The sequence below is a fragment of the Dactylosporangium sp. NPDC006015 genome (assembly GCF_040614215.1).
Classification (GTDB): domain Bacteria; phylum Actinomycetota; class Actinomycetes; order Mycobacteriales; family Micromonosporaceae; genus Dactylosporangium; species Dactylosporangium maewongense.
The window spans coordinates 119442-142423 of record NZ_JBEXUD010000024.1 but is presented as its reverse complement, the minus strand read 5'-3'; the positions used below and the strand labels follow the sequence as shown (position 1 = coordinate 142423).

Below are 22982 nucleotides of genomic sequence, written 5' to 3'. Positions count from 1 at the left end.
CTCGCTCAGAGGGGCGCCTTTTGCATGGCCTTCGCGTAGCGGTCCGTGACCCGAGACTGGACCAGCTTCGCCACGGGGTTGCCGAGGCGGACCCACCACTTCGCCGGGCGGCTGAACGCCTTGATCTCGAACCACACCTCGCCGCCGGGCCCGACGCTCAGCAGGAACGACTCCTCGCCGGTCTCGACGTGCCCGGGCAGCGTGCCGAAGCCGAACCCGTACCGCTCCGGCTCGTCGACGATCCACACGATCAGGCACGGCACCCAGAGCCGCAGCGCCCCGACCCCGATCCCGGTGGAGAACCGGCCGCCGAGCGTGACCCGGTCCTCGTCGCTGCGCAGCCGGAGACCGGCGCCGCGCTGGGGCTGCCAGCGGGCCAGGGCGGCCGCTGCGGCGGCGAAGGCCTCATGGCCTTGTCCCACCCTCACCCGGCGGTGCACGTGGTGGTAGCCGGGCGGCAGGGGGCCTTCGCGGGTCGCGCCGACCTCGGGGTAGGTGACGTTCACGCCGTCGAAGGTAGCAACGGCGCCAGCGCCACCACGATCGGCGCGTCGGCGGGCAGCCACGGGACCGTGTCGAGCTCGTCGCCGGAGAGCCAGCGCAGGTCGCTGTGTTCCAGTGGAACGGGTGTCGCCCCGTTCACCAGCCGGGCGAGGTAGACCTTGAGGATCGCGGCGCCGCCGAGCATCGTGATGTCGGCGCCGACCCGCGCGCCGACCTCGACGTCGACCCCGAGCTCCTCCTGGCACTCCCGGACGAGCGCCTGCTCCTCGGTCTCCCCCGGATCCACCTTCCCTCCGGGGAACTCCCACTTTCCGGCCATTTCGGGCGGCAGGGCGCGCTCACAGGCCAGGACGCGACCATCGGAGATGATCGCGGCGCCGACGATGATCCTTGGCATCAACCGTTCGGTCTGCACGGGTGACCAGGGTGCCAGATCGAAATGAAGTTCCGGTTGCGGGCTCTGCCCTGTTGTTCACCAGACGAGGGAAATGTGGCCGTGGACAGATCCACCAGTCGCCCAGCAGACTTGCAGACACCGTTGATGACGGGCAGGCTTCGAAACGGCCACAAGCCGGCAACGATGCCGCGGGAGGGTAGGTCGTTATGCGGGCAAGGCGAAGCGAACAGCACCGTGACTATCTCAGCGACGCGCTGGGTTTATTGCAAGGCTGGACGCACGACGGCGAAGAGATTCGCCGGACACTGCACTTGGACGATTCCCAGCATGCGGCACTGACCGAGCGCATGAAGATCGTCGCCGACGCGCTCCAGGTGCGCCCCGACGTGCGCCGCCTCGACGGCCGCACCCAGATCCGCCTACGCGTCCCCGGCATGACGGACCTGTCCCCCGGCGAAGTGACCCTCGCGGCCCGCATCGAGGACCTCTACCGCACCATCATCGCCGGCGCCGCCTGATCCGCCGGGTACAGCTGGACGGCAGCGTCAGTACTCGCCCTTGATGACGAAGAACGAGCCGCGGATGGTGCCGGCGAGCTTGGACCGCTGGCGGGCGAACTTGAAGCGGTCGGCGAGCTCGTCCGGGACCTCCATCCCGTCGGAGAGCTTGAAGCCGACGGCCCGCTTGCCGCCCGCCTCGAGGGTGTAGAGCACGTTGACCGACAGGCCCGACTCGTAGAAGACGTAGGTCCAGCGGACGCCCTCGACCTCGAAGGCCGACACCTCCAGCGGGCGGGAGCCGATGACGAGGTCCCGCTCCTCCTGCAGGATGCGGTGCACGTAGGCCACCGCGTCCTGCGCCGCCGGCGCCGGCTCGACCGTGAACACGTGGTCGTACTTGTTCCGGAAGTAGCGGGCCTCGTTGGCGCGCAGGCCGGCGAGGGTCTCGGCGACCGGTGAGGACTCCAGGCCGGTGGTGGAGACGGTCTCGAAATCGACGACGTACGACACCTGCGGCCCCTAGACGTTGAAGCGGAACTCGACGACGTCGCCGTCCTGCATGACGTAGTCCTTGCCTTCGATGCGGACCTTGCCGGCGGCCTTGGCGGCGTTCTGGGAGCCGGCGGTCATCAGGTCGTCGAAGCTGACCACCTCGGCCTTGATGAAGCCGCGCTGGAAGTCGGAGTGGATGACGCCGGCGGCCTCGGGGGCGGTGGCGCCGATCGGGACCGTCCAGGCGCGGGTCTCCTTGGGGCCGGCGGTGAGGTAGGTCTGCAGGCCGAGGGTGCGGAAGCCGACCCGGATGAGCTGGTGCAGGCCGGGCTCGGGCTGGCCGATCGACGCCAGGAGCTCCAGGGCCTCCTCCTCGTCCAGGTCGGTGAGCTCCGACTCGATCTTCGCGTCGAGGAAGATCGCCTCGGCCGGGGCGACCAGGGCGCGCAGCTCGTCCAGGAAGGCGGGGTCGGCGAGGCCGGTCTCGTCGACGTTGAAGACGTACAGGAACGGCTTGGCGGTGAGCAGGTGCAGCTCCTGCAGCTCCGCGACGTCGATGCCGGCCTTCGCGGCGCCCGCGTAGAGGGTGGTGCCGCCGTTGAGCAGCTCGGCGGCGGCCTTCGCGGCGGCGGCGACGCCGGCGCGCTGCTTCTGGACCTTCGCCTCCTTCTCCAGGCGCGGCAGGGCCTTCTCGATCGTCTGGAGGTCGGCGAGGATCAGCTCGGTGTTGATCGTCTCGATGTCGTCGGACGGGGAGACCTTGCCGTCGACGTGGACCACGTTGGGGTCGGCGAAGGCGCGCACCACCTGGCAGATCGCGGAGGCGTCGCGGATGTTGGCGAGGAACGCGTTGCCGCGGCCCTGGCCCTTCGAGGCGCCGCGCACGAGGCCGGCGATGTCGACGAACGAGACCGGCGCCGGGATGATCTTCTGCGAGTCGTGCAACTCGGCGAGCTTGCCGAGCCGGGCGTCGGGGAGGCCGACGACGCCGACGTTGGGCTCGATGGTCGCGAACGGATAGTTCGCGGCGAGCGCGTCGCCCTTCGTGAGCGCGTTGAACAGGGTGCTCTTGCCGACGTTGGGCAGGCCGACGATCCCGATGCTGAGTGCCACGCGTAAAAGCTACAGGTCAACCTCGACCCAGACCGCACCGTGGTCGGACGCGGCGTGCCGGGCGCTGGTGATCTCGGGGTACGCGTCCCACAGCCGCGGCCGTTTCACGTTGGACGGCGTGCCCCACAGGCCACGCCGGAAGACCCCGCCGCCGGTGACCCGCGCCGCGAGCTCGGGCGACAGCAGGATGTAGTCCAGGCGGTTGCCGATCGTGCACGACTGGAAGCTGCCGGGCCGCTCGTGGTCGCGGTCCAGCGGGTCGTACAGCTGCGAGAAGGCCGGCAGCGAGTAGGCGTCGACGAGCGGGGACTCCGGGCCGAGCAGCGGGCGCAGCGAGGGGTGGTCGGGGCGCTTGTTGAAGTCGCCGACGACCGCGACGAACGAAGCACCCCCGGCCCGGAGGCGGTCGTAGATGGCCCGGACCTCGGTCGCCTGGCGCGTGCGGAGCGGGTCCGGGTCGCCGCTGGTGAAGGACTGGCTCTTCAGGTGGTTGAGCAGCAGGTACAACACCTCGCCGCTCGGCAGCAGCAACCGGTACACCGGACAATCACGGCTGAACAAGCGCCGGTCGGAACCCGGATCGGGGACATCGACGTGGCTGCGGACCCAGTCGATCTCGATGCCGTCGACGCAGAACAGGCCGACGTCGATGCCGCGGGGGTCGTTGCCGTCGACGAGCATGGCGTGGCCGTACCGGCCGCCGAGCAGCTCGTCGTTGAACTTCACCAGCGAGGGGCGGCTCTCAGCCTCCACGACGCAGAGCACGTCGGCGGCCACGTCGGCGACGACCCGGGCGGTCATCCGGGTGGCGACCTCGTCGACCGGGTCGACGATGAGGCCGACCCAGCCGTTCCAGGACGACCGGCCGGTGGCGACGACGTGCGGCTCGGCGTCGGCGGGCGCGGCGAGGAAGTCCCCGCGGTTCTCCCGCAGCACCGCGAACGCGTCGCCGAACAGGTCGGGGTTGGCCCGCCGGCCGGCCCGGGTGCGCACGAAGACCCGCAGCGTCTCCAGGGCGTCGAGCATCGCGGCCTTGTCCTCGTCGGAGTAGACGGGGTGGGCGGCGATCCGGTTGAACGTCTCGTACGCCGACAGCGCCGGCTGGCCCTTCGCCGGGTCGGCCGGGTCGAGCGCCCGGGCCCGGGCGAAGAGGTTCTCCACGTTGTACGTCGCCAAGCGCATGACCACGGACCGTAGCAACGCGCTCGCGGACCCACAGTCGGCAACCCGTCGTATCCCCCGGTGACCGGGAGTTACCGCAGCGTGATCCCCGCGCCCGCGGTGAGGGCGGCGAAGGCGCGCGCCGCCCGGCCGAACCCCGCGGGGCCGGTCTTCGCCGCGTCGGGGCCGTCGGCGAGGTGCGGCTCGAGCGACGCGAAGCCGGTCCAGCCGTCGTCGCGCAGCGCCGTCACCGTCTGGAGCAGCTCGCCGTCGCCCTCGCCGGCGGGCACCACCGCGCCGTCGGCGGACCGGGCGTCCTTGACCTGCAGGTACTCCAGATGCGGCCGCAACATCGCGTAGCCGTCGCTGAACGGGCGGACGCCGACCTGCACGAAGTTGGCGTTGTCCCAGGCCACCCGCAGTGCGGGCGAGCCGACCGACTCGATCAGGTCCAGCACGCGGGCCGGCACGTCGCCGTAGACGTCCTTCTCGTTCTCGTGCAGGAGCACGACCTGCTCGCGCTCGGCGAGGTCGGCGAAGGCCCGCAGGCGGCGCAGCACGGTGTCGCGGGTCGCCTCCACCGCGACCCCCGGCGGCCGGTAGAAGGAGAAGAGCCGCACGTACCGGCTCCGCAGGCGCCGGGTGAGCGTGATGACGGCCCGCAGCCGCGCCAGCTCGGCGTCCGGGTCACCGAAGACGTCGGTCTTGCCGATGGGCGACGCGACCGCCGACACCGCCACCCCGGCGGCCGCCAGCGCGGCGGCGAGGCGCGTGGTCAGCTCGTCGTCGAAGTCGGCCACGTTGACGCCCCAGGCGCTGCGGACCTCGATGTGCGACGCGCCGACCGCCCGCAGCACCGCCAGCTGCACGCGTGGATCGTCGTCGATCTCGTCACCGAACCCGGACAGTACCCACTCGACCATGCCGAACAGTATTCACTCACTAGGATTGTTCGACGTGGAGAAGGACGCCATCGCCAGGGCGGCCGTGCCGGGGACCGTGCGGGGCATGGTCGGGCAGCTGGCCACCCTCGGGCTGCCGGCGGGCGCGACCGTCATCGTCCACACGTCGCTGTCGCGGCTCGGCTGGGTCGCGGGCGGCGCACAGGCGGTCGTGACGGCGCTGCTGGCGGCGATCGGGCCGGACGGCACGCTGGTCATGCCGACGCACTCGCGGCAGCTGACCGAGCCGGCCGACTGGGGCAACCCACCGGTGCCGCAGTCCTGGTGGGCGGTGATCCGGGCGGAGACGCCGGCCTTCGACCCGCGCGTCACCCCGACCAACTTCATGGGGGCCGTGCCCGAGTGTTTCCGGCATTTTCCAGGTGTACGGCGCAGCGACCACCCGACGGTGTCGTTCGCCGCGCTCGGCCCGGACGCCGGACGGATCACCGAGGGGCACACGCTCGACGACGGCCTCGGCGAGGGCTCGCCGCTCGCGCGGCTCTACGAGGCGGACGCATGGGTGCTGCTGCTGGGCGTCGGGCACGACAACAACACGTCGCTGCATCTTTCGGAGTACCGCGCGGCGTCCGCCTCGTCGCGGTGGCTCCGGCAGGGGTCGCCGATCCTGGTGGACGGCGAGCGGCGCTGGGTCGAGTACCGGGAGCTGGCCGACGACACGTCGCTGTTCGAGCCGCTCGGCAAGGACTTCGCCGCGATCACCGGCGGGGAGCGGGTGGGGCCGGTCGGGTCGGGGACGGCGCGGCTGATGCGGCAGCGGGCGCTGGTCGACTTCGGCGCGATGTGGCTGTCACGCAGGGGGTCCGGCTGAGGTCACCGCGGGCCGGACCCCCTGCGTGACATGCGTCAGGCCTGGGCCAGGGGGTTGGTGCTGGGGTCGTCGTAGCGGACGGTCTCGAACGTGCCGTCGCCGTCGGTGTCGGTGACCGTCACGTCGCTGTCGCCGTCGCCGTCGGCGTCCTGCGAGACGGAGTCGGCGACGCCGTCGAAGTTCTCGTCCTTGACGTCGGTGTCGATGACGCCGTCGCCGTCGGTGTCCGCGACCACGCGGTCGACGAGGCCGTCGCCGTTGGCGTCCAGCGCCGCGACGTCGATGCGGCCGTCGCCGTCGGTGTCGGTGAGCACCGCGTCGAACGAGCCGTCGCCGTCGAGGTCGACCATCCTGGTCTCGAGCGTGCCGTCGCCGTCGGTGTCGAGCGCGATCTGCTCGAGCTGGCCGTCGTTGTCCTTGTCGTACCCGGCGGCCTCGGCGTCGCCGTCGTGGTCCACGTCGACGGCGTAGATCGTGGCGCCGTCCTGGCCCTCGAGCGTGATGATCTCCGGCTCGCCGTAGGCGGTGCCCGCGTCGCCGGCCTCGCCGAGCTCGCCGGTGGCCGGGTCGGTCTCGTAGTCGCTCATGGTGCTATCTCCATCTCGGCTGGGGGGCCGTCGGTTTTCTCGGTGGTGGGATCAACTTAGACAACCCGCGGGGCAGGTGAATCCCGCAAACGTGCCAGTGGCCGGTCCGGAACCTGACACGCCTTCGACCGGGCCGGACACCGAGGTCCGATTTCCGCCAGCCGCTCGGCGGACCTGCGGGGGAGGATAGGTGGCATGGAACTGGACTTCGACACCTGTCGCAGGGCGGCGATCAGCCGCGACGCGCGGTTCGACGGGGTCTTCGTGACCGCGGTCAAGTCGACGAAGATCTATTGCCGGCCGTCCTGCCCGGCGATCACGCCGAAGGCGGAGAACGTGCGCTTCCTGCCGACGGCCGCGGCGGCGCAGCGGGAGGGCTTCCGGGCGTGCCTGCGCTGCCGGCCGGACGCGGCGCCCGGCTCGCCGGAGTGGGACGTGCGCGGCGACGTGGTCGGCCGGGCGATGCGCCTGATCGCCGACGGCGTCGTCGACCGGGACGGGGTTCCCGGCCTGGCGGGGCGCCTCGGGTACACCGAACGGCACCTGCACAGGATGCTGACCGCGGAGGTCGGGGCCGGCCCCCTCGCCCTCGCCAGGGCGCAGCGGGCACAGACGGCCCGGGTGCTGATCGAGACGACCCGGCTCGGGCTGGCGGAGATCGCGTTCGCGGCCGGGTTCGGCAGCGTGCGGCAGTTCAACGACACCGTCCGCGAGATCTACGGCCGCACGCCGTCGGACCTGCGCGTGCGGCGCACGCAGCCGTCGCTCGATCCGGGTGTGGTGTCCGTACGGCTGCCGTTCCGGGCGCCGCTGCACGCCGAGGCGCTGCTGTCGTTCCTCGGCGACCGGGCCATCGAGGGCATCGACGAGCGGGTCGGCGACTCGTACCGGCGAAACCTCCGCCTGCCGCACGGCACCGGCACCGCGGAGCTGCGCCCCGAGGAAGGGCACGTCGCGGCCACGCTGCGCCTCACGGACCTGCGCGACCTGGCCCCGGCGGTGGCCCGCTGCCGCCGCCTCTTCGACCTCGACGCCGACCCCGCGGCCGTGGACGCCGTGCTGGGCGACGACCCGCTCCTGGCGCCTCTGGTGTTGAAGGAGGCGGGTGTACGGGTGCCCCGCGCCGTCGACGGGTTCGAGATCGCCGTCCGCGCGATCGTCGGGCAGCAGATCTCGGTCGCAGCGGCCCGGACCGTGCTGCGCCGGCTGGCGTTCTCCACCCCTTCGTCCCTGCTGGAGCTGCCGGACACCGCCTTCCCGATGCCGGCCGCCAGACGGCGCACGCTGCGCGCGCTGGCGTCCGCGGTGCTGGACGGGCTGAGCCTCGACGGCGGCGGCGACCGCCTGGAGACCGTGGCCCGCCTGAAAGAGATCCCCGGCATCGGCGACTGGACGGCCTCCTACGTGGCGATGCGCGCCCTCGGCGACCCCGACGCGTTCCTGCCCACCGACCTTGGGGTGCTGCGCGGCGCGCGGGCCCTCGGCCTGCCCGACGACCCCCGATCCCTGGCCGCGCACGCCGAGCGCTGGCGGCCGTGGCGTTCCTACGCCGCCATCCGACTCTGGAGGATTCTCTGATGTTGTACTCCGTTTCAGCCACTCCCGCCGGTCCGCTCACGATCGTGGTGGACGGCGACGGCGCGGTGCTGGCCAGCGGCTTCACCGCTTCGCTCGAGGAGCTGTCGCTGTTCGTCGAGGTGGGTGCGTCGCGGCAGGTCGGCGACGTCGGCGACGCGCAGAAGGCCGCACGGTCCTACCTGGACGGTGACGTGCACGCGATCGACGACGTCGTGGTGCGCCAGCGTCCCGGCGGCGAGTTCCTCACCCACGCCTGGGACGTCCTGCGGACGGTGCCGGCCGGCGCGCCCGTGACCTACAGCGAGTTCGCGGTGCTCTCCGGCCGGCCGCCGGCGATCCGGGCCGCCGCGCAGGCCTGCGCCCGCAACGCGGCCGCCCTCTTCGTGCCGTGCCACCGGGTGCTGCGCACCGACGGGACCCTCGGCGGGTTCCGCTGGGGCCTGCCGGTCAAGCGGTGGCTGCTCGATCATGAGGCTTCTGTCGCTTAATTGACAGTTTTGTCTTCTCAACTGCGTGAATGGCGGGGTTCACGTAGGCGATCTACCGTGGACTGGTTCGTTCGTGGGAAGATTCTCGTCACGCTGCGGATCTTTTCCATTGCTGCGGGCGTAGATCGCTTAGAAGAGGGCCGATGACTGGCGGACGATGGAGTAGCCAGACCCGATTCACCGTCGTGCTCGTCGGGCTCGCCCTGGTCGCACTGGGCGTGCTCACCACGATGCAGTTCCGCAGCACCGCCGGCGCCGCCGCCCTCGTGGCGGCCGGCGTCCTGGTCGGGCTCGCGGGACTGTCCGGCGGCACGATCGTGGTCCGCTCCGCGGACCGTGAGGAGCGGGTCGCCTCCGCCGGCAAGGCCCAGCTCGAAGGCGACGCCGAGGGGGCGTACGACCGCTTCGTCCAGCTCATCCGCGGTCACGCCCCACAGGCGATCGCCTACCACGAGGGCGCCAACGCGGCGCTGTACGAGGCGGCCGGGCGCGAGGGGCAGAAGCTGCAGCCCGTCTTCGGCTACTTCCTCGGGCCGATCGCCATGTCCGAGTCGCACATCATCGTCGACATCCGGGCCGGCACCGGGTTCTCCATCGCCCGCATGCAGAGCACGTATCAGGCGCTGCTGGTCGGCCAGACGGCCGCGTTCCGGGCGGCGCTCGTCATCGTCAACGCCTCGCCCGACGACTCGATCCTGAGCTCGGTCCGGCAGCTGAGCATCGCGCTGGACCGGCCCGTCATGGCGGTCGCGTGGCGCCTCGGCGACCACAGCGACGGCATCTCCGACGCGATCGTCTCGCTCAAGCGGGAGCTGCGCCGGCGCGGCCTCGAGTCGCCGATCGAGGTGCCCGAGGTGGTGCAGCAGCAGGCCGCGCCGGCCTCGCACCCCGCGGACAGGTTCGTGCCCGAGCGGTTCTCGCCCGACTCGTTCGAGCCCGAGCCCGATCCGTACGTGGACGACGAGATCTTCGAGCCGCAGCAGGCGGTGCGGATCCCCACGCGGGCGCCGGCTCCCCCGCCCGCTCCCCCGCGGCCGCCGGTCATGCAGCCGCCGGCGCCCACGTTCGGCACGGCGGCGCCGGTGTTCGGGCCGTCGATCCCGGCGCAGCACTCCCCGACCTCGTCCCATGCGGCCACGCCGTCGCATGCGGCGGCCTCGCCTGAGCCGGACCCCGCTGAATGGCCCAGCCCGGAGCCGCGGCGCCGGCCCTCCCCCGCGCCGCGCGTCTACGACGACTCCGCGACCTGGCAGCGGGCGACCGACCTGCACTGGCGGGGCCAGCTGCAGGAGGCGAAGGAGGCGTACGGGGAGATCGTCGACGCCCGCGCGCACGCCCTCGGCTGGGACCACCCCGACACGCTCACCGCCCGGGACCAGCACGCGACCGTGCTGCGCGACCTGGACCGCCTGGCCGAGGCGCTCGTCGAGTGCGACGAGGTGCTCACCGCGCGGATGCGCATCCTCGGCGAGGACCACCCCGACACGCTGACCAGCCGCAGCCACCTCGCGACGATCTACCACCAGCTCGGCGACCTGACCCGATCCGAGGGCGAGCACCAGCGGGTCCTGGAGGCGCGCACCCGCGTCCTGGGCAGCAACCACCAGGAGACGCTGATCTCCCGGAGCAACCTCGCCAAGGTGTACCAGGACATGGGCGAGCTCGACCGGGCGATCGACGAGCACAGCACCGTCATGCGGGCGCGGGCGCGGCTGCTCGGGCCGGAGCACCGCGACACGCTCATGTCGCGCAGCCTGCTCGCCTCCGCGCTGCACCACGCGGGGCGGCTGCAGGAGGCGGAGCAGGAGCACCGGGCCGTGCTCGGCAGCCGGCTGCACCTGCTCGGGCCGGTCCACCTCGACACCGCCGTCTCGCGGCACCGGCTCGCCAGCGTGCTGCACGACCTGGGGCGGCTGGACGAGGCCGTGACCGAGTACCGGGCGGCGCAGTCGGTGTATGCGCAGCTGCTGGGGGCGAGCAGCCCGTTCGCGCGGGCGGCGGCGTCGGATCTGGCGCTCGCGGAGCGGGCGGCCAGGGGCACTCAGGGAAGCCGGTACTGAGCCTTTCAGAAGTCCCCGCCGAGGTCGTCTCCGCCTCCGAAGTCGTCCCCGCCTCCGAAGTCGCTCGCGTCCCCGCCGGCGTAGCCTTGGTCCCCGCCGTCGTAGCCTTGGTCCCCGCCGTCGTAGCCCTGGTCTGCGCCGCTGTCATAGCCCTGGTCTGCGCCGGCGTCGTAGCCCTGGTCGAAGCCGGCGTCGAAGCCCGCGCCATAGCCTGAGTCGCCCCACGCCGGGCTGAACAGCGCGTCGAACACCAGCAGCGACCCGACGCCCCACGCGCCCGCGACCAGGGCCGTCTTCCACCACGGCTCGGAATACCAGCCGGCCGGCACGCCGCGGCCCGCCACCTGCCCGCCCGGGTAGTAGTAAGGGGTGGCGTCGCCCGGGTGCGGACCGGCCCGGAACCGGTGCCCCTGCACGTCGACCTCGCGGTCCTTGGTGAGCTGCCCCGCGCGGGCGCCCGCGAGCGGCGGCAGGTCCGGTCCGGGGTCGATGCCGAGCGCGACCCGGGCCGCCCGCACGTACGCGAGGCCTTCGAGGGCGGTTTCGCGGGCCAGCTCGTACTGGCGGACCGACGTCGAACGCTCCAGCTGCGCGCCGGCGGCGGTGTAGCGCTCGCCCGCGTCGACGAGCGCCTGCCGCACCGCGGGGGTGTCGCCGGAGAGGTTCATGACCTGGCCGCCGAGCCGCTCATACCAGCGGAGGGCGTCCTCACGGGCGTCCGCCTTCTTCCGGTTGCCCGCGGCGACGAACGCGGCGACCGCGGCGACCGCGGCCACCAGCAGGACGGCGAGGACGATCCACGTTCCCATGACTTCGACGGTACCCATTTTCTGTCGTACCCCTCGTGCATGCTGGTAGCCGTGGAACTCGTGCTGATCGTCATCGGGCTCGCCGCCGGCGCCGCGCTCGGCTGGTTCGCCGCGCGGTCACGCGCCGCGGTCGATGTGGCGAAGCTGGAGGCCACCCTGCAGGCGACCCGCGACGGCGAGGCCCGGCTCGAGTCGTCGCTGCGCTCCCTCACCTATGAGGCCCGCGCCCAGACGCAGGACGCGGTCGCCGACGCCGTCGCACCGCTGCACGACGCCCTGCTGCGCTATGAGCGCCGCGTCGCCGACCTGGAGCGCGACCGCGTCGGCGCCTATGAGTCGCTGCGCGAGCAGGTCCGCGCCATGCACGACGTCTCCGGCGAGCTGCGCACCGAGACCCGCCAGCTCGTCTCCGCCCTGCGCGCGCCGCAGATCCGCGGCCGCTGGGGCGAGCACCAGCTGCGCCGCATCGTCGAGGCCGCTGGCATGCTGGAGCACTGCGACTTCGACGAGCAGGTCACCGCCCCCACCGACGGCGGCGTCGTCCGCCCCGACCTCGTGGTCCGCCTGCACGGCGGCCGCCAGGTGGTCGTCGACGCCAAGGCCCCGTTCGAGGGTTATCTCAGCGCCATGGAGGCCCGCGACGAGGCCGGCCGCACCGCCCACCTGCGGCAGCACGCGAAGCACCTCCGCGGCCACGTCGACGCCCTCGCCGCCAAGTCCTACTGGGCCGCCTTCGAGCCCGCCCCCGAGTTCGTCGTCCTCTTCATGCCCGCCGACACGTTCCTCGACGCCGCCCTCCAGCACGACCCGACCCTGCTGGAGCACGCGTTCACCCGTAACGTCGTCCTCGCCACTCCGGCCACCCTCGTCGCCCTGCTGCGCACCATCGCCTATGCGTGGCGCCAGGAGTCCCTCGCCCACAACGCCCTGGCCGTCCACCGCACCGGCCGCGAGCTCTACGCCCGCCTCACCACCATGGGCGACCACTTCGCCAAGGTCGGCACCGCCCTCGGCACCGCCGTCTCCTCCTACAACAAGGCCGTCGGCTCCCTGGAGGCCCGCGTCCTGGTCAGCGCCCGCCGCCTGGCCGAGCTCGGCATCAGCGCCGACCCCCTCCCCACCCCGTCCCAGGTCGAGCTCACCCCCCGCCACCTCCAACCCCAGGACTCCTCCGACTCCTCGGGTTTCTCGGGCTCCTCCGACCAGCCCACCCCTTCGCACCCGTCGGACACCTCGCCGCCCTCACAGCTGCCAGACCCCTCGCACCTGCCTTCCCCCTCACAACTGCCGGGCTCTTCGCAGCTGCCGCACACCTCGCCGCTGCGGGACTCCTCACACTTGCGGGACTCCTCGCAGGTGCCGCACCCCTCGCAGGCCTCTGCCGGTCCCCGCCCCACCGACCCGAGCTCGTTCCACGGCTCCCGGGAGCCCTTCGTCCCGCAGCACAGCAACCACGCAACGCCCACCAGACCTGAACGACCGCACGCCCCCCAGCAACTCCCCGAGTCGGAGTACGAAATCCTGCTCGCCGCCCTCCGCGAAGACCCACCTCAGTAGCAGGCCAGGACACCCGCGGCCACCACCGATCGCCTCCCGAACCGCCGCCACCGCATCCGGCCGGCTGTCCCGGCCCACCGCGTTTTCGCTTGGACCATCGTGTTTCGACCCCGGACCCGCCGGCCGACGTGCCCTCTGGCCAACAGCACGACATCAACCCACCACGTCACCCCATGAGCCCGGCCGTCGTCGTCGCTGGCCCGCCCGCACAGCACCGCTGCGACAGAGCGTTGCTCCAACTCGAACCGCCAACCGCCACCGCCTCCGGCCAGCCGTCCCGGCCCACCACGCTCCCGCCCCGGACCCGCCAGCCGACGTGCCCGCCAGCCAACAGCACGACACCAACCCACCACGCCAGCCCATCGGCCCCAGCCGTCGCCGCTGGCCCGGCCCCACCACACCCCTCCGCCCGGACTCACCCACCGGCCAGCCAGCACAGACAACACCCGCAATCCATCCATTCACGGGCGCGATTCCCCGCTGAGCCCACTCCCCAACACCAACGCGACCGAACAGTTCCTCCGAGTCATCGGCATGAGCGGCCGCGAGCAACGAGCACACCCAACGCCCCACAGCTGCTGTTCACCGCCAACCCGCGCCGCCACACCCTCCGTCCGGATCCGCCTGGATCTGCCGGACAGCACACACAACACGCGCAACCCAACAACCACCCATGAGCCCAGCCGTCCTTGCCACCCGCCTGCGCAGAACCGGTGCGACAGAGCGTCCTCCAAGCCGCCGTCAGCAGGAGTGGTCGAAAGCAACGATCACGCCCAACACACCTGCAGCAGCTGTCCACCGACGATCCGCCCCCACCACACCTTCCACCTGGACCGACCGGGCGACCTGTCAGCCAACACGACTTCCGCAGGCCACACGGCACTCCGGCCACCGACCGTCCCGGACCCACGCACCTGCCGCCCGGACCGCCAGCCAGAGGGCACCGACACCCACATGGGACGCGGCAGTCCCCGCCGGGCCATCTGGGGAGCACCAGCGCGACGGAGTGCTGTCTCGCACGACGCCCTACGCCCGCCGCCGGCCCGTCGTGCCACGATGCTGAACTCGCCGACGAGAGCGACCCCTGGTGGCTGCGCATTGTCGGCGCGCTGGACCTGGTGTTCACTGCCAGCGTCCGGCCCCTCAAAGCGGCTGGAGCGCCACACCGGCGGCGCTCAGGTCAGCCTCGCCGTCGGCTACGGCTGCCGCCGGAGTCATCGCGGACCCGAGGTGCTATCCAACCGACACCAGGGCCTCATGATCCCCGTGCAGTTCTCGTGGACTCGATTGGTCGGACGCTGATCTCGGTCTTCCGCGTTGATCGAATGGCAGTTCTGGTCGCCATCACGGCCAGAACTGCCATTCGATCAACGGGCGGGTGGCGGCTCACCCGGACCACCGCGGTGGGCGGCCACCGGATGCGGCGCGCAAGCGCCGCTTGCTCTGCCTCGCGTCTCGGCGCGGGCAGTGCGTCGCGGAGCGGCGCATTGGGGTGCGGGTGAGAATCCCCGCCGGGCCCCGCCGCGGCAGCGGTGGGGGAATTACAGCGGGAATTACAGCTCAGCTGCGGTCCGTGGTGAGGCGGGCGCGGGCGTTGTCGAGCCAGCGTTGGCAGATGGTGGCGAGTTGTTCGCCGCGTTCCCAGAGGGCCAGGGATTCCTCGAGGGTGGTGCCGCCGGACTCGAGCTTTTCGACGACGGTGGCGAGTTCGGCTCTGGCCTGCTCGTACGACAGGTCGGTCACTTGGACTCCTTGGTCAGGAAGAGCACCGAGTCGGTGCGGCGGTAGCCGACGCGGCTGTAGACACGTTCCTGGGCGTCGCCGCCGGGGGTGAGGAAGACGAGGGTGGCGCCTGCCGCGTGGGCGGCGCGGGTGAGGTGGGCGGTGACGGCGGCGCCGATGCCACGGCGTTCGAACGCGGGGCGGACGGCGATGCCGGCCACCTCGCTGATGCCGTCCTTCACCGCGACCGCCGCGCCGCCACCGACGGGCTCGCCCGACAGGGTGCGGGCCAGCACGCGGACGCCGCCGGAGGTGCGGGCCTTCTCAAGATGGGCGGCGCCCGGCGGGGGTTCGCCGAAGGCCTCGTGCTGGGCGGTGAGCAGGTCGCGCAGCTCGCCGTCCGTGACGGGGGTGACGAGCTCGATGTCCGGAGGGAGGGGCAGGTCGGCGACGGCGCCGGGCGGGCACTCCATCAGGGGGAGGCGGTCGGTGACGGTGAAGCCGGCGGCGACCAGGGCGGGCTCGACCAGCGGGGCCAGGCCCGGCAGGTACTCCAGGCGGGGCGTCCGCGACCGGGAGACGAAGGCCTCCTCCAGCGCGGCGATGTCCGCGGGGGTCGGGTCGGCGCCGGCGGACGGGATCGCGTAGTTGATGTACACGAGGGGGTCGTGGGGGCTGATGGTCACCGTGAACGGGCCGGCGGGCACGACCTCGCGGCCCGCGGAAGCGCTGGCGAGCAGGTAGTCCTGGATCCGTTGCGACATGTCAGCCCTCAGAGTTGCCGGAGACGGTTCCGGAGACGGTGGCGGTGAAGGAGGACGACGCGACGCGGACGCGGACCTCGTCGCCTGGGGTGACGTCGGCGGCGGCGCGGACCACGGCGCCGTCCGGGCGCTGGACGATGGCGTAGCCGCGCTCCAGGGTCGCCAGCGGGGAGAGGGTCCGCAGGCGGGCGAGGGTGTGTTCGAGCTCGGTCGACGCCCGGTCGAGGCGGTGGTTCAGGTTGCGGGTGGCCCGGTCGCGCAGCTGGGTCACGTCCGACGCGCGGTGCTCCACCATCGTGAGCGGGCGGGCGAAGACGGGGCGGGAGCGGATCGCGTCGAGGCGGTGCTGCTCGCGGTCGAGCAGGCCGGACATCGCGCGGTCCAGGCGCTGCTTGGCCTGGCCGATCAGGCGGAACTCGTCGGCGAGGTCGGGCACGACGCGCTTGGCCGCATCGGTGGGGGTGGAGGCGCGCACGTCGGCGACGAAGTCGACCAGCGGCACGTCGGTCTCGTGGCCGACGGCGGAGACGACCGGGGTCCGGCACGCGAACACGGCCCGGCACAGCGCCTCGTCGGAGAACGGCAGCAGGTCCTCGGTGGAGCCGCCGCCGCGGGCGAGGACGATGACCTCGACGGTCTCGTCTCGGTCGAGGACGGCGAGGGCGTCGATGATCTGCGGTACCGCGGAAGTCCCCTGCACGGCGACGTTGATGACCCGGAAGTCGACGGTCGGCCAGCGGCGGCGGGCGTTGGTGAGGACGTCGCGTTCGGCGGCGCTGGCCCGGCCGGTGATCAGGCCGACCTTCGACGGCAGGAAGGGCAGCCGGCGCTTGCGCGCCCGGTCGAACAGGCCTTCGGCGGCGAGGAGCTTCTTGAGCTGCTCGAGCCGGGCGAGCAGCTCGCCGAGGCCGACCTGGCGGATCTCGTCGGCGCGGAGGCTGAGCGAGCCGCGGGCCGCGTAGAACTCGGGCCTGGCGTGCACGACGATCCGGGCGCCGTCGCTGAGGCCGGGCGCGCCGAGGTCGACGACGTCACGGTTGGTGGTGACGGTGAGGCTCAGGTCCGCCGACGGGTCGCGCAGCGTGAGGAAGACGGTGTTGGTGCCCGGGCGCCGGGTGATCTGCGCGACCTGGCCGTCGACCCAGATCCAGCCGAGCTTGCCGATCCACGCGCCGATCTTCTGCGAGACGACCCGGACCGGCCAGGGCGAGTCGGAGGTCGACGACGGAGCGTCAGTAGTCACTGAGACACCCTAGCCGCGCAGGTACGCGAGAACCGCCCGCACCCGGCGGTGGTCGTCCTCGTCGGGGGGCAGGTCCAGCTTGGCAAGCAGGCTGTTGATGTGCTTCGAGACGGCCGCCTCCGACACCACGAGCGTGCGGGCGACCGCCGCGTTGGACCGCCCCTCGGCCATCAGCGCCAGGACGTCGCGCTCGCGCGGGGTGAGCCGCTGCAGCGGGTCGCGGCGGCGGCCCAGCAGTTGCATCACCACCTCCGGGTCGACCACGGTGTGCCCGGCCGCGACCCGGTCCACCGCGTCGACGAACTCGGCCACGTCCCCGATGCGGTCCTTCAGCAGGTACCCGACGTACCCGTTCCGCCCGGAGTCCAGCAGCTCGGCCGCGTACGTCTGCTCCACGTACTGGCTGAGCACCAGCACCGGCAGGTTCGCGAAGGTGGCCCGCAGCGCGATCGCCGCCTGCAGCCCCTCGTCGGTGAACCCCGGCGGCATCCGCACGTCGGTGACCACCAGGTCGGGTGGTGCGGCATGGACCGCGGCGACCAGCTCGTCGGCGGTGCCGACGGCGGCGACGACCTCATGGCCGAACCGCCGCAACAGGCCGGCGATCCCCTCCCGGATGAGAATCCCGTCCTCGGCGATCACGACCCGCACGGAAGCTCCACGTGCACCACCGTAGGCCCTCCGTGCGGGCTGGCGAGCGCGACGGTCCCGCCGACGGCCGCGACCCGGTCGACGAGCCCGGCGAGTCCGGTGCCGCGCGCCGGGTCGGCGCCGCCCCGGCCGTCGTCGCGGATCTGCACGGTGAGGCGGTCGAACACGACCGACGCGACGACCCTGGCCCGCCGCGCGCCGCTGTGCTTGGCGACGTTGGCGAGGGCCTCGACGACGACGAAGTATGCGGTCACCTCGACCGGCTCCGGCAGCCGGGCGGGCAGGGCGATGTCGACGTCGACGGACAGCGGGGCGCGGTCGGCGACCTCGCGGACCGCCGCGGCGAGTCCACGGTCGGTCAGGATCTTCGGGTGTACGCCGCGGATCAGCTCCCGCAGCTCGGCGAGCGCCTCTTTCGCGAGGTCGTGCGCGCGGCGTACCGGATCCGCGGCGGGCGAACCGTCGGGCAGCTCCAGGCGGGCCAGGCCGAGCTGCATGCTCAGCGCCACGAGCCGCTGCTGCGCGCCGTCGTGCAGGTCACGCTCGATGCGGCGGCGCTCGACCTCGAACGCGTCGACCAGCCGCGCCCGGGACCTGGTCAGCTCCACCAGCCGGGGGTCGTCCTCGGCGCGGGGCCCCAGGATCGACCGGGTGATCGCGGCGCGCGCGCCCGCCCAGGCCGTCACCGGGTACAACATGATCACCGTGAGCGCGAGGCCGGCGACGCTGCCCAGGAGCGTCCACCCCAGCGGGGTGTCGTCGATGTAGAGCGGGCCGCAGAGCAGCGCCGTGACCGCCCACACCACGAACGCGACGACGAGCGAGTCGAGCCAGCCCAGGATCGCGCAGATCACGATCGTGTACCCCAGCTCGCGCCAGGTGACCCCCTCCCGCAGCCGGGTCGTCACCCACGCGCGCAGCCCCGGCTCCTCGACGGGCCGGTGCAGGTCGGGCAGGTCGACGGCGTCGACGAGCCGCAGCCGCCACCGCTCGACCTTGGCGACGAAGACGCCGGACAGCGCGAACGCGAGGAACCCGGCGATGCCGACCACGAACAGCGTGAGGATCACCCCGAACGCGAGCAGGCCGAACAGCGCCGCCCCCAGGACCACCCCGAAGAGACCGCCGCTGCCGAGGTACAGCAGCGACCGCCACGGCCACGAGGACGTCAGGAACTTCATGGGTGGCAGCGTCAGCGACTCCAACGCGGATCGGACCGGCACCCAGGTGACGCTACCGACCGCGCCGCCCGGGCACGGTATGGCTGGCGTTACCTTCGACTGTCGCCGCAGCGCGACTGTGCCGGGGCCGGCGAAACGGTTGGCTCGACAGCGTGACGACGACATTGCAACTGCGCCAGGCCGTCGAGCTGCACGCGGTCACCCGCCGGTACGGCGCCGGCGAGCAGGCCGTGACCGCCCTCGACCGGGTCTCCGTCGGGTTCGCCCCGGCCAGCTTCACCGCCGTGATGGGCCCCTCGGGCTCCGGCAAGTCCACGCTGCTGCACTGCGCGGCCGGCCTCGACCAGGTCACCGACGGCCGCGTCCTCGTCGACGGGGTGGAGCTCGGGCCGCTGCGGGAGAAGGCCCGCACGCGGCTGCGGCGCGACCGGATCGGCTTCGTGTTCCAGGCGTTCAACCTGGTCGCGTCGCTGACCGCGGCGCAGAACGTGGAGCTGCCGCTGCGCCTCGCCGGCCGCCGGGCCGAGCCGGGGCAGGTCGACGCGATGCTCGCCGAGGTCGGGCTCGCCGACCGGGCCACCCACCGGCCGGGTGAGCTGTCCGGCGGGCAGCAGCAGCGGGTCGCGATCGCCCGGGCCCTCGTCACCAGGCCGGTCGTGGTGTTCGCCGACGAGCCGACCGGGGCCCTCGACGCGACCGCGTCCCGCGAGGTGCTGCGGCTGCTGCGGGCCGCCGTCGACCGGCACGCCCAGACGGTGGTCATGGTGACCCACGACCCACTCGCCGCCGCGTACGCCGACCGGGTCCTCTTCCTCGCCGACGGCGTGATCGTCGAGGACCTGCACGAGCCGCGCGGCGCCGAGCACATCGCGACCCGGATGGCGGCGCTGTCATGACGCTGGCCTCCGTGCGGCACAGGTGGGCCGGGTTCCTCGGCACGTTCGCGGCGCTGCTGCTCGGCGTCGCCGTCATCTCCGGCAGCCTCGCCCTGTGGGCGGCCGCCCAGCCGCGGGTCCCCGACGCGCTCGCGGCCACGGACGCGGTGGTCGCCTCGCCGTCGTTCGATCCCGTCGAGGGCGGTTTTCCGGTGTACCGCCCATGGTCGCCGGACGAGGTGTCCTCGCTGGTCGCCGACCTCGGCGCGACACCCGGGGTGCTGGCGGCGGTGCCGTTCCGGACGTTCTACGTGCAGCGTCTCGTCGGCGGGCAGCCGGCCGGGAACCCCCGCGACTCGGTCCACAGTGGACGCGCCTGGTCGTCGGCGGGGCTCGGCGGGTACACCATCCGCGACGGCAAACCGCCGGCCGATCGCGGCGAGGTGGCGGTGCCGGCCTCGGCGGGTGTCCCCGTCGGCTCGACGCTGCCGGTCCTGACCGCCGCCGGACCCGCGAGCTGGACGGTGACGGGGGTCTTCGACGGCGAGGGCTTCTACGCCGACGAGGCCACCGCGTCGGAGCTTGCGGGTGGTGTACGGGTGATCGGCGTCCGCTTCGAGCCGGGCGCCTCGGTGCGGCTCGACGCGGGGGCGGCCGGGACGGTGCTCACCGGCGACGCGCGGTCCGCGGTCGAACCGGAGCAGGACACGCGGACGCGGTGGATCGGCGCGCAGCTGATCATCGCCACCGTGTTCGTCGGCGGGTTCGTCGCGGTGTTCGTGGTGTCGTCGACCTGCGCGTTCGCCGTGACGTCGCGGCGGCGGGAGCTCGGGCTGCTGCGCGCCGTCGGCGCCACCCCCGGGCAGGTGCGGCGGCTGCTGCTCACCGAGACCGTCCTCGTCGCGCTCGCTGCCGGGGTGCCCGGCGCGCTGCTCGGCGCTCTTGCCGCGCCGCTGCTGGCCGGGCCGTTCGTGGCCGTCGGCCTGGAGCCGACCGGGTTCACCGTCGGCGTGTCGTGGTGGGCGCTGGGCGTGTCCGTCCTGGCCGGGCTCGTCGTGGCCACGGCCGGGGTGTGGCTCTCCGCGCGCCGGGCCGGGCGGGTGTCGCCGCTGGACGCGCTGCGCGAGGCGGCGGCGGAGCGGCGGCCGATGACGAAGACCCGCTGGGCCCTGGGGAGCCTCTGCGTCCTGGCCGGCGGTGGCCTGGCGCTGCTCCTGCCGGGGTCGACCGCGCAGGACAAGCCGACCATCGTCCTGGCGTCGGCGATGTTCCTGCTGGTCGCGGCGGCGCTGCTGGCCCCTGTCGTCGTTGTTCCGCTGGTACGGCTGACGCCGGCCGGCCGAGGCGCGACGGGCGTGCTGGTCCGGGGCGCGGCGGCTGTGTCGGCGCGGCGGCTGGCCTCGGTGGCGGCGCCGGTGCTCGCGGCGGTGGGGTTCGCGGTGCTGCTGGTCGGCACGTTCCAGACCGCCTCGGAGGCGGTGGACATCGAGGACGCCCAGGCCATCCCGGCCGCATCGGTGGCGGCAGGCGTCGCCGGCGCTCCGGGCCTGTCGGAGGCCGCGGTCTCCGCGCAGACTGGGCGCTCCGAGCTGCCGTCCGTCGCCTACCTGCCGTCGGGTGAGTCCATCCCCGTTTCTGGTGTACCCGATTTTTCGGGTTTTTCGGTTCCTTCGGTTTTGGGGTTTCCGGTGGGTTCGGAGGTGGCGCTGCGGTTCGCCGATGGGGTCGTGGTGCCGCTGCGCGTGTCCGGCCTGTCCGACTCGGTGCTGCTGCCGCGGGAGCTGGTACGCCGGCATGACCCGACCGCGATGGCGCAGGTGGTGCACCTGCCGGGCGCGTTCGCGCCGTCGCCGGGCGCCGTCGCCATGACGGCCCGGGCCTACGTCGAGCGGGAGGCCGCGAGCGAGAACGACCTGGTGAACCTGTTCCTGGCGGTGCTGCTCGGCATCTCCGTCGGCTACACGGGGCTCGCGGTGGCCAACACCGTGCTCATGGCGACGTACGGGCGGCGGCAGGAGCTGGCGACGCTGCGCCGTACCGGAGCGACGACGGGCCAGACGGCGCGCTTCGTGGTCGTCGAGTCACTGCTCGCGGTCACGCTCGGCGTCCTGCTGGGACTGGCGGTCGCCGTGCCGGCCCTCTTCGAGGCGCGGGCCGGGCTGCAGGAGGAGGTCGGCGCGCCTGTGACCCTGGTCATGCCGTGGGCCACGCTGGCCGCCGTGGCGGGTGCGTGCGCGCTGCTTGCGACGTTTGCCTCGCTTGTACCGTTTCTCCGACGGAGGATGTTGTCGGTGGGGGCACGTACCATGGCGGGGTGACTGGTTCGAAGCGCGTTCTGCTCGCCAAGCCCCGCGGCTACTGTGCCGGCGTCGACCGTGCGGTCCAGACGGTCGAGGAGGCGCTGAAGCTCTACGGCGCGCCGATCTATGTCCGCAAGGAGATCGTGCACAACAAGCACGTCGTCGGCACGCTGCAGGCGAAGGGCGCGATCTTCGTGGAGGAGAACGAGGAGGTGCCCGAGGGCGCCACCGTCGTCTTCTCCGCCCACGGCGTCGCGCCCGAGGTCCACGAGCAGGCCGCCGCCCGCTCGCTGAAGGCCATCGACGCGACCTGCCCGCTGGTCACCAAGGTCCACCAGGAGGCCCGCCGGTTCGCCGCCGAGGACTATGACATCCTGCTCATCGGTCACGAGGGGCACGAAGAGGTCATCGGCACGGCCGGCGAGGCCCCCGCCCACATCCAGCTCGTCGACGGCCCCGACGGCGTCGACAAGGTCACCGTCCGCGACCCGTCGAAGGTGGTGTGGCTCTCGCAGACCACGCTCTCGGTCGACGAGACCCTGGAGACGGTCGCCCGCCTCAAGACCAAGCTCCCCCTGCTGATGTCCCCGCCCAGCGACGACATCTGCTATGCCACGTCCAACCGGCAGGACGCCGTGAAGGCCATGGCGCCCAACTGCGACGTGGTGCTGGTCGTCGGCTCCCAGAACTCGTCCAACTCGCAGCGCCTCCGCGAGGTCGCCGTCGACGCGGGCGCCAGCGCGGGCTACCTCATCGACTACGCCCACGAGATCCAGGACGACTGGCTCACCGGCGCCACCACCGTCGGCGTCACCTCCGGCGCCTCGGTCCCCGACGAGCTGGTCATGGAGGTCCTCGACTTCCTGGCCGCCCGCGACTTCACCGACGTCGCCGAGATCACCACGGCCCAGGAGAAGCTCGTGTTCTCCCTGCCCCAGGAGCTCAAGCGCGACATGAAGGCCAACGCCACCGCCCGCGCCGCCGAGGTCGCCAAGACCCTGTCGTAACGACCGCCCCCGACCCGGCGCCGTCCGCGGCGCTTGCCGCCGTCGCTGCTGATGCCCCGCCGCCCCGCCACCACCACCCAGCTCCATGTGGGCGTGGTCGAGGTAGGTGAGGCCGCTGCACAGCGGCGAGGCCGGACGGTCGACCGCGACCCCAGGCAGCCCGCACGACCGAGACGCATCCCAACCCGGACCAGTACAACACGTCGTCCGACCCGTAGAC

The 22982-nt window shown here is 72.7% G+C and carries 21 protein-coding genes and 1 pseudogene; 9 read left to right on the top strand and 13 right to left on the bottom strand.

Translation table 11 applies throughout. From position 1 onward, the window contains the following. Window positions 1-5: 5 nt before the first annotated feature. Both ABZ321_RS34710 and ABZ321_RS34705 read right to left on the bottom strand, forming a co-directional pair. A complete protein-coding gene (locus tag ABZ321_RS34710) occupies window positions 6-506 on the bottom strand; it encodes a DUF1990 domain-containing protein (protein WP_344503754.1) in 501 nt (166 codons plus the stop codon). Further along, entirely contained in the window at window positions 503-901 is a 399-nt protein-coding gene (locus ABZ321_RS34705) for a (deoxy)nucleoside triphosphate pyrophosphohydrolase (RefSeq protein WP_344503755.1), read from the bottom strand. Before ABZ321_RS34705 ends, ABZ321_RS34710 begins: the two co-directional genes overlap by 4 nt. Window positions 902-1107: 206 nt before the next feature. Between ABZ321_RS34705 and ABZ321_RS34700 the strand changes: the two genes are divergently transcribed. Then, a complete protein-coding gene (locus tag ABZ321_RS34700) occupies window positions 1108-1419 on the top strand; it encodes a 4a-hydroxytetrahydrobiopterin dehydratase (protein ID WP_344503756.1) in 312 nt (103 codons plus the stop codon). A 27-nt stretch (window positions 1420-1446) separates the two neighbouring features. Here ABZ321_RS34700 and ABZ321_RS34695 read toward each other — a convergent pair whose 3' ends face one another. The 4 genes from ABZ321_RS34695 to ABZ321_RS34680 all read right to left on the bottom strand — a co-directional run bounded on the left by ABZ321_RS34695 (window position 1447) and on the right by ABZ321_RS34680 (window position 5090). Beyond that, window positions 1447-1911: a phage tail protein gene (locus tag ABZ321_RS34695; RefSeq protein ID WP_354899223.1), complete on the bottom strand. Its 465-nt coding sequence runs from the start codon at window positions 1909-1911 to the stop codon at window positions 1447-1449. A gap of 9 nt (window positions 1912-1920) precedes the next feature. Next, window positions 1921-3006, bottom strand: a complete 1086-nt coding sequence (gene ychF / locus ABZ321_RS34690; RefSeq protein ID WP_344503758.1) for a redox-regulated ATPase YchF — start codon at window positions 3004-3006, stop codon at window positions 1921-1923. 9 nt (window positions 3007-3015) lie between these two features. Continuing rightward, a complete protein-coding gene (locus tag ABZ321_RS34685) occupies window positions 3016-4188 on the bottom strand; it encodes an endonuclease/exonuclease/phosphatase family protein (RefSeq protein ID WP_354899219.1) in 1173 nt (390 codons plus the stop codon). A gap of 71 nt (window positions 4189-4259) precedes the next feature. After that, complete coding sequence (locus ABZ321_RS34680) at window positions 4260-5090, bottom strand: TIM barrel protein (protein WP_344503760.1); 831 nt, start codon at window positions 5088-5090, stop codon at window positions 4260-4262. A gap of 34 nt (window positions 5091-5124) precedes the next feature. Between ABZ321_RS34680 and ABZ321_RS34675 the strand changes: the two genes are divergently transcribed. Continuing rightward, window positions 5125-5940, top strand: coding sequence for an AAC(3) family N-acetyltransferase (locus tag ABZ321_RS34675; RefSeq protein ID WP_344503761.1), 816 nt, complete (start codon window positions 5125-5127; stop codon window positions 5938-5940). 35 nt (window positions 5941-5975) lie between these two features. Here ABZ321_RS34675 and ABZ321_RS34670 read toward each other — a convergent pair whose 3' ends face one another. After that, the gene (locus tag ABZ321_RS34670) at window positions 5976-6527 is read right to left on the bottom strand and encodes a hypothetical protein (protein ID WP_354899216.1); all 552 of its coding nucleotides are present in this window, start codon (window positions 6525-6527) and stop codon (window positions 5976-5978) included. Window positions 6528-6722: 195 nt separating this feature from the next. Here ABZ321_RS34670 and ABZ321_RS34665 point away from each other — a divergent pair, with 195 nt between their 5' ends. The 3 genes from ABZ321_RS34665 (at window position 6723) to ABZ321_RS34655 (ending at window position 10653) form a co-directional block, all read left to right on the top strand. Beyond that, window positions 6723-8105, top strand: coding sequence for an AlkA N-terminal domain-containing protein (locus ABZ321_RS34665; protein ID WP_354899214.1), 1383 nt, complete (start codon window positions 6723-6725; stop codon window positions 8103-8105). Then, the gene (locus ABZ321_RS34660; RefSeq protein WP_354899212.1) at window positions 8105-8593 is read left to right on the top strand and encodes a methylated-DNA--[protein]-cysteine S-methyltransferase; all 489 of its coding nucleotides are present in this window, start codon (window positions 8105-8107) and stop codon (window positions 8591-8593) included. The genes ABZ321_RS34665 and ABZ321_RS34660 overlap by 1 nt, the downstream gene beginning before the upstream one ends. A gap of 143 nt (window positions 8594-8736) precedes the next feature. Then, window positions 8737-10653, top strand: coding sequence for a tetratricopeptide repeat protein (locus ABZ321_RS34655; protein WP_354899209.1), 1917 nt, complete (start codon window positions 8737-8739; stop codon window positions 10651-10653). A gap of 5 nt (window positions 10654-10658) precedes the next feature. Here ABZ321_RS34655 and ABZ321_RS34650 read toward each other — a convergent pair whose 3' ends face one another. Then, window positions 10659-11462, bottom strand: coding sequence for a hypothetical protein (locus tag ABZ321_RS34650; RefSeq protein WP_354899206.1), 804 nt, complete (start codon window positions 11460-11462; stop codon window positions 10659-10661). A gap of 39 nt (window positions 11463-11501) precedes the next feature. Here ABZ321_RS34650 and ABZ321_RS34645 point away from each other — a divergent pair. After that, a pseudogene (locus ABZ321_RS34645) lies at window positions 11502-12611 on the top strand (DNA recombination protein RmuC); the annotation flags it as partial. Window positions 12612-14579: 1968 nt separating this feature from the next. Here the strand turns inward: ABZ321_RS34645 and ABZ321_RS34640 are convergent. Genes ABZ321_RS34640 through ABZ321_RS34620 form a run of 5 tightly spaced genes read right to left on the bottom strand, consistent with a single transcriptional unit; the run spans window position 14580 to window position 18580 of the window. Further along, window positions 14580-14762, bottom strand: coding sequence for an exodeoxyribonuclease VII small subunit (locus ABZ321_RS34640; RefSeq protein ID WP_344503767.1), 183 nt, complete (start codon window positions 14760-14762; stop codon window positions 14580-14582). After that, on the bottom strand, window positions 14759-15505 hold the full coding sequence (locus ABZ321_RS34635; protein WP_354899203.1) for a GNAT family N-acetyltransferase: 747 nt from the start codon (window positions 15503-15505) through the stop codon (window positions 14759-14761). The genes ABZ321_RS34640 and ABZ321_RS34635 overlap by 4 nt, the downstream gene beginning before the upstream one ends. A gap of 1 nt (window position 15506) precedes the next feature. Next, window positions 15507-16748: an exodeoxyribonuclease VII large subunit gene (gene xseA, locus ABZ321_RS34630; protein ID WP_344503769.1), complete on the bottom strand. Its 1242-nt coding sequence runs from the start codon at window positions 16746-16748 to the stop codon at window positions 15507-15509. 9 nt (window positions 16749-16757) lie between these two features. Further along, the gene (locus tag ABZ321_RS34625) at window positions 16758-17399 is read right to left on the bottom strand and encodes a response regulator transcription factor (RefSeq protein WP_344503770.1); all 642 of its coding nucleotides are present in this window, start codon (window positions 17397-17399) and stop codon (window positions 16758-16760) included. Continuing rightward, entirely contained in the window at window positions 17387-18580 is a 1194-nt protein-coding gene (locus ABZ321_RS34620) for a sensor domain-containing protein (RefSeq protein ID WP_344503771.1), read from the bottom strand. Before ABZ321_RS34620 ends, ABZ321_RS34625 begins: the two co-directional genes overlap by 13 nt. 152 nt (window positions 18581-18732) lie before the next feature. Between ABZ321_RS34620 and ABZ321_RS34615 the strand changes: the two genes are divergently transcribed. Genes ABZ321_RS34615 through ABZ321_RS34605 form a run of 3 tightly spaced genes read left to right on the top strand, consistent with a single transcriptional unit; the run spans window position 18733 to window position 22762 of the window. Beyond that, complete coding sequence (locus ABZ321_RS34615) at window positions 18733-19476, top strand: ABC transporter ATP-binding protein (RefSeq protein WP_344503772.1); 744 nt, start codon at window positions 18733-18735, stop codon at window positions 19474-19476. 11 nt (window positions 19477-19487) lie between these two features. Beyond that, the gene (locus tag ABZ321_RS34610) at window positions 19488-21773 is read left to right on the top strand and encodes an FtsX-like permease family protein (RefSeq protein WP_354899198.1); all 2286 of its coding nucleotides are present in this window, start codon (window positions 19488-19490) and stop codon (window positions 21771-21773) included. Further along, a complete protein-coding gene (locus ABZ321_RS34605) occupies window positions 21770-22762 on the top strand; it encodes a 4-hydroxy-3-methylbut-2-enyl diphosphate reductase (protein WP_344503774.1) in 993 nt (330 codons plus the stop codon). The genes ABZ321_RS34610 and ABZ321_RS34605 overlap by 4 nt, the downstream gene beginning before the upstream one ends. Window positions 22763-22982 lie beyond the last annotated feature (220 nt).